Annotated in this window: 10 protein-coding genes; 7 read left to right on the forward strand and 3 right to left on the reverse strand. The window is 43.8% G+C overall.

All coding sequences use genetic code 11. The annotated features are described in order from the left end of the window. Positions 1–490 precede the first annotated feature (490 nt). Both gltB and FM019_RS09840 read left to right on the forward strand, forming a co-directional pair. Complete coding sequence (gene gltB, locus FM019_RS09835) at positions 491–4,957, forward strand: glutamate synthase large subunit (protein ID WP_143835728.1); 4,467 nt, start codon at positions 491–493, stop codon at positions 4,955–4,957. A 16-nt stretch (positions 4,958–4,973) separates the two neighbouring features. Continuing rightward, positions 4,974–6,389, forward strand: coding sequence for an FAD-dependent oxidoreductase (locus tag FM019_RS09840; protein ID WP_143835729.1), 1,416 nt, complete (start codon positions 4,974–4,976; stop codon positions 6,387–6,389). 59 nt (positions 6,390–6,448) lie between these two features. On the opposite strand, the gene FM019_RS09845 is transcribed toward FM019_RS09840, so the two are convergent. Beyond that, on the reverse strand, positions 6,449–7,096 hold the full coding sequence (locus FM019_RS09845; RefSeq protein WP_143835730.1) for a DsbA family oxidoreductase: 648 nt from the start codon (positions 7,094–7,096) through the stop codon (positions 6,449–6,451). Between the two features lie 327 nt (positions 7,097–7,423). Next, positions 7,424–7,981, reverse strand: coding sequence for a DUF2937 family protein (locus FM019_RS09850; protein ID WP_143835731.1), 558 nt, complete (start codon positions 7,979–7,981; stop codon positions 7,424–7,426). A gap of 101 nt (positions 7,982–8,082) precedes the next feature. Here FM019_RS09850 and FM019_RS09855 point away from each other — a divergent pair, with 101 nt between their 5' ends. Then, positions 8,083–8,466 (forward strand): hypothetical protein, encoded by a 384-nt coding sequence (locus FM019_RS09855; RefSeq protein WP_260681591.1) that lies wholly within the window; start codon positions 8,083–8,085, stop codon positions 8,464–8,466. A 102-nt stretch (positions 8,467–8,568) separates the two neighbouring features. Here the strand turns inward: FM019_RS09855 and FM019_RS09860 are convergent, their stop codons facing one another. Then, positions 8,569–8,874 (reverse strand): Bor family protein, encoded by a 306-nt coding sequence (locus FM019_RS09860; protein ID WP_143835732.1) that lies wholly within the window; start codon positions 8,872–8,874, stop codon positions 8,569–8,571. A gap of 204 nt (positions 8,875–9,078) precedes the next feature. Here FM019_RS09860 and FM019_RS09865 point away from each other — a divergent pair, with 204 nt between their 5' ends. The 4 genes from FM019_RS09865 to ahcY all read left to right on the forward strand — a co-directional run bounded on the left by FM019_RS09865 (position 9,079) and on the right by ahcY (position 13,024). Next, positions 9,079–9,672, forward strand: a complete 594-nt coding sequence (locus tag FM019_RS09865; RefSeq protein ID WP_143835733.1) for a DUF2726 domain-containing protein — start codon at positions 9,079–9,081, stop codon at positions 9,670–9,672. A 160-nt stretch (positions 9,673–9,832) separates the two neighbouring features. Then, positions 9,833–10,534, forward strand: a complete 702-nt coding sequence (locus tag FM019_RS09870; protein WP_143835734.1) for a 5'-methylthioadenosine/adenosylhomocysteine nucleosidase — start codon at positions 9,833–9,835, stop codon at positions 10,532–10,534. A gap of 9 nt (positions 10,535–10,543) precedes the next feature. Beyond that, complete coding sequence (locus tag FM019_RS09875; RefSeq protein ID WP_143835735.1) at positions 10,544–11,503, forward strand: cobalamin biosynthesis protein; 960 nt, start codon at positions 10,544–10,546, stop codon at positions 11,501–11,503. Positions 11,504–11,632: 129 nt separating this feature from the next. Further along, the gene (ahcY, locus tag FM019_RS09880) at positions 11,633–13,024 is read left to right on the forward strand and encodes an adenosylhomocysteinase (protein ID WP_143835736.1); all 1,392 of its coding nucleotides are present in this window, start codon (positions 11,633–11,635) and stop codon (positions 13,022–13,024) included. Positions 13,025–13,062 lie beyond the last annotated feature (38 nt).

A 13,062-nucleotide genomic window follows, 5' to 3' on the forward strand; every position in this document is an offset into this window, starting at 1 on the left:
TGTAGAAGCCTATGTTTACAAAGTAAGCATGACCAATGTATGCAATTAAACTAAATAATTATGCGCTTGGTGATTAGTAAAGTTGACCAATTATTCCACTTTTCATCAAGAATCCTACGCATTCTTAACAATTTATTAGCATCTTATTGTTTGTTTCTAAATTATAACCATTTGTTCATTTGAATAGTTAAGTCATTGTTATTAATGACTTATAATTCATATTCAGTAATTATTTTCAAAAAACCATGGAATATCTCAAACTCGTTAATTGATTTCTGAGTTTAATGTGGGTATTTTGTCAGGCCGCTTGGCTAAAAAGACATAAAAATTCGATAACCGGCTGGTATCCTCACACTAACGACAAGAAAAACAATAATAAGTAGCACAGAGCAAAACTGACCATAGAAGTCAGGCTCGAAGCAGTACCACAACCAACACACTGGTTGGCACACACAACCTTACCCGGCCTAAGGTTGAAGGAGTTACGTTAATGAGTTTGTATAACCCTAATGATTCTAAGGACAATTGCGGCTTTGGATTGATTGCGCACACCCTAGGTGAAGCAAGTCACCGGCTAGTGCGCACCGCTATTGAAGCACTCGATCGCATGCAGCATCGTGGCGGTATCGCTGCGGATGGCAAAACAGGCGACGGATGCGGATTGCTGCTGCAAAAACCTGATGCATTTTTTCATCAAATAGCCCAAGACAATGGTTGGAAGCTAGGTAAGAAATATGGCGTTGGGATGATTTTCCTGAACCCTGATGAAGACAAAGCAGAAGTTGCTCGCCAAGCGTTGAATGATGAATTACAAAAAGAGACCTTAGCAGTGGTTGGCTGGCGAAAGGTTCCAGTTGATCATTCGGTTTTAGGTGACTTGGCAGCTCAAGGTGTTCCACAAATTGAGCAGGTATTTGTTAATGCACCTCCTGGATGGCGTAAACGTGATCTCGAACGCCGGCTTTTCATGGTTCGTCGCCGCGTAGAGAAACGCCTGCAAGATGACAGTGAGTTTTATGTCGCCTGCCTTTCAGCCTTGGTAACCATTTACAAGGGCTTGGTAATGCCAAGAGACTTGCCTAACTTCTATTTGGACTTAGCAGACGAACGCTTGCAGTCCGCGATTTGTGTATTCCACCAGCGTTTTTCTACTAACACTTTACCTAAATGGCCATTGGCTCAGCCTTTCCGCTTCTTAGCGCACAATGGTGAGATTAATACAATCAGGGGGAATCGAGACTGGGCGCAAGCGCGATCAGGCAAGTTTACCACGCCACTTTTACCAGATCTTCAAGATGCCGCACCATTTGTTAACGTTGAAGGATCGGATTCGTCATCATTAGACAATATGCTAGAGCTATTTTTAGCGGGTGGGATGGATCTATTCCGAGCCATGCGTTTACTTGTTCCACCTGCCTATCAAAACAACCAGACAATGGATGACGATCTGCGTGCATTTTACGAATTTAATTCTATGCATATGGAACCTTGGGATGGCCCAGCCGGGATAGTGCTGACCAACGGCAGACACGTAGCTTGTAACCTGGATCGCAACGGTTTGCGACCTGCCCGCTACGTATTAACCAAAGATGGATTGATCACCTTGGCGTCAGAGATAGGCATTTGGGATTATCAGCCAGAAGATGTAGTAGAAAAAGGACGTGTTGGTCCCGGTGAGATGTTTGCCGTCGATACCTATACAGGAAAAATTTGGCGTTCCAATGAAATTGATGAAGACCTTAAAGAGCGTCATCCTTATAAAGAGTGGATAGATCAGCATATTCAGAAGCTGTTACCGATTGAAGAGTGTGATGCTAGCTTGATCGGCAAACGCGCGTTTGACGATGAGATGATGTCAACGTACCACAAACTGTTTAATTACAGTTACGAAGAGATCCAACAAATCATTAAAGTCCTAGCCAACGATGGCCAGGAAGCCGTTGGTTCAATGGGTGATGACACACCGATGGCGGTGATGTCGTCTAAACAACGTACGATTTACGATTACTTCCGTCAGCAATTTGCTCAGGTTACTAACCCGCCAATCGACTCCTTGCGCGAAAACCATGTTATGTCATTGGCAACCTGTATAGGTCGTGAGCAGAATGTATTCAGCGAAACCTCAGGTTATGCAAACCGTGTTTTGATTGGTTCACCTATTCTCATGTATACCGATTTGAAACAGCTGCGTGAGTTTGATTCTGAGCATTATTATTCAGAAGTTATTGACCTGAATTACTTGCCCGAAGAAGGTCTGAAGAAAGCACTGGAAAGAATTTGTCACGAAGCCGAATATTTGGTCAAACAAAAGCATGCGGCCTTCGTTATCCTTTCTGACAGAAACATAAAACCCAATAAATTACCGATCCCGGCGGCCATGGCTGTTGGCGCCGTGCAGCGCCGCTTAATTGAAAAGGCGCTACGTTGTGACGCCAACATAATAGTGGAAACCGCATCAGCAAGAGATCCGCATCATTTTGCTGTGTTGATTGGACTTGGGGCGACAGCCATTTATCCATTTATGGCATACGAAACCATTGAGCAAATGGTTGAAAATGGCGAGATCAAAATGAGCGCCATGCAAGCCACGTTGAATTACCGCAAAGGGATCAACAAGGGCTTGTTTAAAATCATGTCTAAAATGGGCATTAGCACTATTGCGAGTTACCGAAGCTCCAAACTCTTTGAAGCTATTGGTATCAACAAAGATGTGACCGAACTTTGCTTTAAGGGCATACCTAGCCGCATTGAAGGCGCTGGTTTTGATGATTTTGAGCAAGACCAGATCAATCTGAACAGGATTGCCTGGTTGAAGAGGAAAGCGATTTCCCATGGCGGATTGCTAAAATATGTGCACGACGGCGAATATCACGCATACAACCCTGATGTGGTGACCAGTTTGCAAGTTGCAGTTAAATCAGGTCGCTATGAAGACTATCAGGTCTTTGCTGAATTAGTGAATGGTCGCTCGCCTTCACATTTTAGGGATTTGCTGCAGTTAAATCCTGATAACGACCCTATCGACATTGAAAGCGTAGAGCCTGCTGAGAAATTATTCCCTCGTTTTGATACGGCTGCAATGTCAATCGGTGCCTTGAGTCCTGAAGCACACGAGGCGCTAGCAATTGCGATGAACCGATTAGGTGGTCAATCTAATTCTGGTGAAGGTGGTGAAGACCCAGCGCGCTTCAATACCGAAAAGAATTCTAAAATTAAGCAAGTCGCCTCAGGACGCTTTGGTGTCACCCCGCATTATCTGGTTAATGCCGATGTGATTCAGATTAAAGTGGCTCAGGGTGCTAAGCCAGGAGAAGGTGGGCAATTACCTGGCGACAAGGTGAATAACTATATTGCTGAACTGCGCTTTTCGGTGCCTGGTGTCACCCTAATTTCTCCGCCACCCCATCACGATATTTATTCAATTGAAGATTTGGCGCAATTGATATTTGACCTTAAGCAAGTCAACCCAGATGCGCTGATTTCGGTGAAATTGGTCTCTGAACCTGGCGTCGGGACCATCGCTACAGGTGTTGCCAAAGCCTATGCCGATTTGATCACGGTGTCCGGCTACGACGGTGGCACTGGAGCTAGCCCACTGACTTCGGTTAAATACGCGGGCAGCCCATTTGAGCTTGGACTCGCTGAAACCCAGCAAGCGCTTGTTGAAAATGGCCTTCGTCATAAAGTTCGTGTACAAACAGATGGCGGCCTAAAAACCGGTCTTGATGTGGTCAAAGCTGGGATTCTTGGGGCAGAAAGTTTTGGGTTTGGTACCGGACCAATGGTGGCATTAGGGTGTAAATACTTGCGTATTTGCCACTTAAACAACTGTGCTACCGGTGTCGCAACCCAAGATGAAAAACTACGAGACAACTACTTTATTGGTTTGCCAGAGATGGTGATGAATTACTTTAAATTCATTGCCCAGGAAGTACGTGAAATCATGGCGGGTTTGGGAGTAGCCAAGTTCGACGATCTGGTAGGTCGCACCGAGTTATTAAGTGTGCTTGATGGCATTACAGCTCGTCAAAACAAATTGGATTTGAGTCCGATCTTAAGTAAACCTGAAGCCGGCTCACATACCCGCTTATTTTGTTCTGAAACCACTAATGCTCCATTGGACAAAGGTTTACTGAACAAACAGATGTTAGAAAAAGCCAAACAAGCTGTGGCACATAAATCTGGGTTGAAATTGGATTTCCCAATCCGCAATACGGACCGTTCCGTTGGTGCTTTGTTATCCGGTGAAATCGCCAAGCAACATGGTAATCAGGGAATGCAGGATCAGCCGATCAAAGTTAGCTTTACCGGCACAGCGGGACAAAGTTTTGGTGTATGGAACGCTGGCGGTCTGGAGTTGAGCCTTTGTGGTGATGCAAATGATTATGTCGGAAAGGGCATGACAGGCGGTAAGCTGGTCATTTATCCACCGCGCAATATCACTTTCGATCCTCACGTGAGTACCATAATGGGCAATACCTGTCTGTATGGCGCAACCGGTGGAAAACTGTTTGCTGCCGGACGTGCAGGTGAACGCTTTGGCGTTAGAAATTCCGGCGCTATTGCCGTCGTTGAAGGGGCTGGCGATAACGGCTGTGAATACATGACAGGAGGCATCGTTGCCGTACTTGGAAGTGTTGGTGTTAACTTTGGCGCAGGCATGACGGGTGGGTTTGCCTACTTGTATGATGAGCACAACGATATTGAATACCGTGTCAACCCGGAGCTTTTGGATATTATGCCAATTGAAGAAAAAGGCATATTGTCGGAGCATCTTCGCGGCTTGATCAATCAACATTATGAAGAAACAGGTAGTGAACACGCTCTCATGTTGTTAACTGAATTCGCTCAGCACCTTGATAAGTTCAGATTAATTAAACCTAAAACCAGTGACGTCAAAAATCTGCTCGGCCATATCAGCCGTTCAACCGCAGAATTGCGTTTACAAGCACAGTAGTAGGTAGGGTTTAAACATGGCTAAAAATGTATATCAATTTGTAGATGTCGAACGTATCGATCCGCCGAAAAAACCGATCATAATGCGTAAAGAAGATTTCGGCGAAATTTATCAACCGCTTTCTCAATCACAAACTGAAGGTCAGGCGGACCGTTGTTTGGATTGTGGTAACCCCTATTGCGAATGGAAATGTCCGGTACATAACTACATTCCTCAATGGTTGAAATTGGCTAATGAAGGGCGAATTTTGGAAGCAGCAGAGCTTTCGCACAAGACCAACAGTTTGCCTGAAGTCTGTGGCCGAGTGTGTCCACAAGACAGACTTTGCGAAGGTGCTTGTACGCTAAACGATGACTTTGGTGCCGTCACCATTGGTAGTATCGAAAAGTACATCACTGACACCGCATTCAAGATGGGCTGGCGTCCTGACATGTCTGGCGTGATCGAAACAGATAAAAAGGTTGCAATTGTTGGTGCCGGACCTGCTGGCTTGGCCTGTGCAGATATCTTGGTAAGAAATGGTGTCAAACCTGTCGTATTTGACAAATACGAAGAAATTGGTGGCCTACTAACATTCGGTATCCCTTCATTTAAATTGGAGAAAGATGTCATCACTTTGCGACGGGAGATCTTCACCGAAATGGGTGTTGAGTTTGTGCTCAACACTGAAATCGGCAAAGACATTTCGTTTGAGACACTGATGAACGACTACGATGCAGTTTTCCTTGGTATGGGAACCTATAAATCTATGCAAGGTGGCTTTGACAATGAAACGGTAGAGGGAGTGCACGAAGCGTTACCTTTTTTAATTGCCAATACCAATCGTGTCATGGGGATTGAAAAAGATCCTGCTGATTATATCGATATGAAAGGTAAGCGGGTGGTCGTTCTTGGCGGTGGAGACACTACCATGGACTGCGTTCGCACATCCATTCGTCAGGGCGCACAAAGTGTTATTTGTGCATACCGCCGTGATGAAGAGAGCATGCCCGGTTCTCGCCGTGAGGTGGTTAACGCCCGCGAAGAAGGGGTTGAATTCCAATTCAATTTGCAGCCACTTGATATTGCCGTTGATGAGCATGGCAAAGCCTGCGGGGTGAAATTGGTGAAAACGCAAATGGGTGAACCCGATTCACAAGGTCGACGCCGTCCAGTTGAAATCGAAGGCTCTGAGCATGTATTAGAAGCCGACGCAGTCATCATCGCCTTTGGTTTCCAACCCAGCCCTGCAAGCTGGTTTGCTGATTATGGGATTATTTTGGATGAAAAAGGACGTGTTCGTGCACCGGCACAAGGGAAATTCCCATTCCAAACGTCTAACCCCAAAATATTCTCTGGTGGTGATATGGTTCGTGGCTCAGATTTGGTAGTTACCGCCATTGATGAAGGACGTAAGGCCGCAGATGGTATTTTGGATTACTTAGGTGTCTAACATTCGATTAAATATTAAAAGGGCTTAACAGCCCTTTTTTTGTACCTTTAAAAGGTGCGTTACGAATCTTCTTTAACGATTTGTTTAAGCGCCTGTTCAAATACTTCGGTTGGTTGGCCGCCACTGATCAAATGTTTATTGTTAACGATTACTGCAGGGACAGACTGTATTCCAGCATTTTGATAATGGCGCTGTGCTGTGCGAACCTCTTGCTCATACCGGTCGCTTTCAAGTATCGATTTTGCTTCATCAACATCTAAACTGACCTGTTCCACAACGGACAATAATTGTTGATGGTCACTCGGGTTACCACTTTGTTGAAAGTACAAGTCAAACAAGGCCAACTTCAGCTCAGTCTGTTTATTAAAAGTCTCTGCCCAGTACAACAGACGATGGGCATCAAAGGTATTGTAAATTCGGCCACCACCACGGTTACCAAATTCGTAACCGACTGAGAGACCCCGTTGTTTAATCATTTCCCGATTTTGTGCAGCCTGTTCCAGTGAAATCCCATATTTTTGCGTAATATGCTCATTGATTTCCTGCCCCTCAGAGGGCATTTGAGGGTTAAGCTCAAATGGTTGCCAATGTATATCTGCCTGCATATCGGCAGACAAATGATCTAACGCCTGACGCAAACCTTGATACCCTATAATGCACCATGGACAAGACACATCGGAGACAATGTCGATTTTTAGCCTAGTCATATCTATTTAACCCCAATTCTGAATAAGAAATGTCGATATAGCTTAGTTTTTAAAGCTTTATCAATGATATAGAAGCTATCGTCATTTTGATATTGGTTATTAATAGGTAAGTGCCGTGATTTATTCCCTTATCAAGGCGAGAATTATGTTGTCTAGTCGCTCTAAACGCATAATGAACAACGAAGATAAGGGGATAAATAGCGGTGCTTACAGGCGTTGCTTATCCGGGATTGGGGTTATTTACTTCACCTGTTAATTTGAATTAAAGACCAAACCTAAGTGAGTGAAATTTAATTTCAATACATCCAACACTTATCTGTGATCTATTTAGTGTTTACTATGCAAGTCTTGGGATGTTTTATTGCTTTTCAAACGTCTCACGCTGCGTTTAGTAAGAAAAGCAAAAAAGTCAGAAATCAATAGGAAAATGACCGCAATAACTGCTCCAGAAATCAATGCCTGAGAATTTAGTGGCACGACATACGAATAGTTATCAAAAGTCTCGAACGCTAACTCTTTGTCTGCACTTAAGGTTAGATAACGAACCTGATTTAAAAAGTCTGTAGAAAGGGCTTGTTGCTGTTTTTTAAGAGTCTCGACGCGATTGACGATAAACTCTATATTATTGGCGTCGTCTTCAAAAACCTTATCCTGGCTATTTCGATAATGCGTGATAAGCCGCTGTATATCGCCTTCAAAATAGCGATTTGCGGTATTTTGAAATCCGTTTAAGATTTCTTTCGCCTCAATCAAATGCGCATCGACACGCTTTTCATACTGATCCACAAAAGCAGGTGCTTGAACACCAATTAATATGCCCGCAGCAAAAATACCTAATCGAATGTAATCGCTAATTCGTTTTAATAACCAGGACATCATACCCATTTACTTGCTTGCATACCTTATGGTGCAGGATATCGGTTGCCCGATAGTCGCACAACTTCTATAGTGTGTAGTATCTTCAAGTATATGACAGGAAAAGACCGGTGAAGTTTATTTTAACACGTCTTAATTCATTCACGCCCATTGTATGTTTTGCATTCATCGGGTTTACTGCGAATGCACAAGACGCGACCTTGGACGGTTATAGCGCGCAATCTTGTCCGGCTCAATTTCATTCGTTGCCGCTTTATCCTGAAGCCAAACTTTGCCAATTATTTGATGATGCGTTACCTGCTAGCCTGACTTACCACGCGACAACCGATCAGCAGAGCACTCGTGACTTTTACACCAGTGAATTGGGGGAAGCAGACTCGATTCAGGAGCTCAAAGGTCGGATAGTGCTTGAGTATGAAAATGCTAATAAAATTATCGTCATTTCAAAGGACGGTGCTGGCACCCAAGTAGACGTATTAGTTAAATCAACATAACCGCAATCCTAGAAAAGAAGTGTCGGCATAGCTCATCCAGGATTGAGGGGACACAATAGAAGCGGCTCAAATCTGCCTCGCCTCTTTACATAAACATGGAGTTTAGCTGCTTTCTTTATCCGACTTACAATAAACACGCGCATCTCGTGGTGTATAAATTCCATAGGTCAAAACACCTAAAACGCCGTTTATAAAAGAATGATGGCTTTCTACTTTTACTACTTTTTCTGCACCACCGCAGATTTCCGCGGCATTGACATCTAGCTCTTGTGCCAAACCTGAAACAAAAAAGTGCTGCATGTCTTCATAAGTCGGCTCATTATCTGTGGTGCCATTAATACTAAAGCTTTGGGTGGCACAACCACTCATTAGTAGGACAGCTATTGCCGGTAAAATAATTTTTTTCATGTTGTTGGTTCCTTAACATTTATTAGTGGCAATCAGTGTACGTAAAACGAGCGACCTGAACTGTGAGAAAGTGTTTGAAATTGTTGACCATTTTGATCGCACTTTATACAAAGTCAACACACTGGCATCGACCTTGCTAAATATCCATTAATACTCATTTGGCCTTGCTTTAAGTGTCAATTTTTTGTCTGAATAGGAGTCGTTATGGAACTGGCTATTATTTTAATGATGCTGTTGATCGTTGTTGCGCTGGGTGCGTTGAAGCTCAATGATGGCGGGCTTTCTTTTCCGTTTAAACGCAAGACATCACTTCTCACAACCACAGAACGCAATTTCTTAGAGTTGATCGAGCGTGCTGTGGGAAATAAATATCGCGTTTTATGCCGAGTGCGTTTGTCTGAAATCGTTTCGTTACGTCAAAATACTGACAAGCGAACAGCCAAAAATGCGTTGATTAAGGCCTCTGGACGTCAATTAGACTTTGTGTTGTGTGACAAACAGGATATGAGCCCTGTTATTGCTGTCGACTTAGTTCACAACAAAGGAAAAGAAGGTTATAAAACCCAGCGAGACTGGTATGTCAGCAGTGCTCTTGATGCTGCTCGTATCCCACATCTGCGGATCAAAGTGAAAACGGGTTACAACCCTCAAGAAATTAAAGAATGCATTGAGACTAAACTTGCGCCGATGCAGCGCAAACAGCCTAAAGTCGTTATCCCAGGCACTCAAAATCCGGACAATCCCCGCGCCGACAAACCTAAACGTCCACTCCGTTCTAGCAGACCTGTGGCAGCATGAGTAATACCATTCCACAGTAATGGTATAGTAGGCGTCCTCCCTCCTCAGCATCTGAGGAGGGCTTTTTTTCATTTTTTGCGTGATTAATCACCGCTAAACCCTCGCTATTTATGTTATGAACTACTAGAATTCGCGCAAAATTCAGTTATCAAAGGTTTCCATGAAAATAGCTATCCTTGGCGCAATGGATCAAGAGGTTGCATTGCTTAAAGCCTCATTAGAAAATGTTGAAATATCCGAATACGCTCATTTAAATTTTTACTCGGGTCAATTGCATGGTGTCGAAGTCGTTGTTGTGAAATGCGGCATTGGCAAAGTGGCGGCGTCTGTTGCTACCACGGTAATGATTGATCAATTTGCTCCAGACTTTGTGGTGAATACAGGTTCTGCAGGTGGCTTCGATGCCGACTTAAGCATCGGTGATCTAGTGATTGGTACCAGCGTACAGCATCATGATGTTGACGTTACGCACTTTGGATACGAAAGAGGACAAGTCTACGGCATGCCCGCAATTTTCCCTTGTGATGAGCGATTAATTGAAGCTGCTGAGCACGCGGCTAAAGATGTCGTTCATATTAAGAGTAAGCGAGGACTCATTTGCACCGGCGACTCATTTATTGGCTGTGATGAAGCAGCTACCAGACTTCGAGGGCTGTTCCCAGATATGCGAGCAGTTGAAATGGAAGGGGCTGCCATAGGCCAAACCTGTTACATGCTAGACACACCTTTTGTGGTCATCCGCTCGTTGTCTGATATTGCCGGACAAACTTCAACGGTGTCATTCAAGTCATATATTGACCAAGCAGCGAAGCATTCAGCTGAACTTGTTATGAGCATGATTGCAGAACTGTCGCAGAGATAAACTTAGAATATGTTTGAAGACGGGCTGTCCTGGCTAACAAGTTCGGGGTTTGAGTCACTGATAATAGTGACCATCATCATTGCTATTGAGCGATTCATGCCATGGCCAGTCCACTATCACCCGCTGACACTGTTTAAACTGATTGCTACAAACCTTGGGCGCAAGGTTAACCCTCCTAAACGCCGTAGTCCTCTACAACGAAGAATTTCAGGCACGTTGGCCATAATAGTGTTGTTGATCCCAATGCTGGTAATAATCGCAATATCCATGTTTATTGCTAAATATCCGTTATTTTTTGACGCATTCATGCTACTCATTGCTATTCAGTATCAGCCTGTCATCAAGCAGTTTCAACGAGTACAAAAAGCTATCAAACAAGAGCAAAAAATTTTAGCGCGGCAATATTTGAAGCAAATGGTTTTGCGCGACACCTCTACTTTGTCACCAATGGGAATTGGCAAAGCTGCGATTGAATCGCTGAGCCTACGCTTTCTTTTTCAGCAATTTTCCATCATTTTGTGGTATTTGTTTGGCGGAGGCTTGGCGGCACTTACTGTTAGGTTGCTTTTTGAATTGTCTCAATGTTGGAATATTAAATTATCTAGTAATCGAGAGTTTGGACAACCAATTAATTCGCTGTGCAATATCGTTTTTTTTATCCCTAAACTTTTATTCGCACTTCTGTTTGCTCTGATTGGGGGATTTTTCAGGGCTTTCAAGTCACTGCGCAATCGCCCTGCTAATTTGGCATTTACCCAGTACATTAAGTTGGTGATTGCCGGAGCTTTGCAAATTCAACTGGGCGGTCCAGCCATATACGGAACAAACAAAGTGAGATATCCCAAAGTAGGTGGTACTCGAGAAGTGCGTTTCGACGACATGCAACGTACGTTATTGGCAATCAACCAAACCTTAATGGCTCAACTTGTTTTGATTGGATTGGTTAGCGCGCTACTCTACGCTTTGTAATCATAAGCAATTGAACTGAAAAACCTCATTGGCCGTATAAGCTTGTCTACTTGAAATTCGAAATAGCAATATTGTGTCTGGCTGAATGTTGTGGCACATTCTTCGTACTCTTTATTACCGGAACAACATATGAATCAAGAAAATCACGTAATGATTACTGGCGATTACAAGGTGGCAGATATCACTTTGTCAGATTGGGGGCGAAAGGAATTGACTATCGCTCAAAGCGAAATGCCTGCCTTAATGAAAATTCGCGATAAATATCATGCGCAACAACCCCTCAAGGGTGCCAAAATCTTAGGCTGTATTCATATGACAATACAGACTGGTGTATTGATCGAAACCCTGGTGGATTTGGGTGCTGAGGTTCGCTGGTCTTCCTGTAATATTTTCTCCACGCAAGATCAAGCCGCAGCAGCCATCGTCGCTGCCGGCGTTCCGGTATACGCATGGAAAGGCGAAACAGAAGAAGAATACGAATGGTGTCTTGAACAAACGATCCTCAAAGATGGCAAACCTTGGGACGCCAATATGGTTCTTGATGACGGCGGCGATTTAACACAAATGCTGCACGATAAATATCCTCAGGTTTTAGAAAACGTTCATGGCGTTACCGAAGAAACCACAACAGGCGTTCATCGACTGTTAGAGATGCTCGAAGCAGGCACGCTAAAAATCCCTGCAATTAATGTTAACGACTCGGTGACTAAATCCAAAAATGACAACAAGTATGGCTGTCGTCACAGTTTGAATGATGCGATTAAACGGGCGATCGATCATCTTATGGCTGGTAAAAAAGCCTTGGTAATAGGTTATGGTGATGTAGGTAAAGGTTCTGCTCAGTCATTGCGCCAAGAAGGCATGATCGTCCGGGTTACAGAAGCTGACCCTATTTGTGCAATGCAAGCCTGTATGGATGGATTTGAATTAGTTTCTCCATACAATAATGGGGAGAATACTGGCAATCTAGACGATATCAACACAGATCTTCTCTCCAACACAGATTTAGTTGTCACCACCACAGGCAATGTAAATGTATGTGATGCCAACATTTTGAAATCACTTAAATCGACTGCCGTCGTGTGTAATATTGGTCATTTCGACAATGAAATCGACACCGCCTACATGCGAGAAAATTGGCGCTGGGATGAAATCAAACCACAGGTTCATAAAGTATTCAGAAGTGATGACGAGGGTGATCACTTAATTCTGCTTTCAGAAGGCCGCCTGGTCAATCTTGGTAATGCTACTGGTCACCCCTCACGGATCATGGATGGTTCATTTGCCAACCAGGTTCTCGCGCAAATTCACTTATTCCAACAAGGTTATGCCAATTTGTCTGAACCAGACAAAAAGGCCGCTCTGAAAGTTGAAGTATTGCCAAAACAATTGGACGAGGAAGTAGCAAGATACATGGTCGAAGGATTTGGTGGCGTCATCACCAAACTGACCCAACAACAAGCTGATTACATTAATGTTGACGTTGATGGCCCGTTTAAAGCGGACTCTTATCGATACTAATAGACCAAAGTAAATCGAACAGAGTGGCTTCATTTTGC

The sequence above is a fragment of the Aliiglaciecola sp. M165 genome, assembly GCF_007197995.1.
GTDB lineage: Bacteria > Pseudomonadota > Gammaproteobacteria > Enterobacterales > Alteromonadaceae > Aliiglaciecola.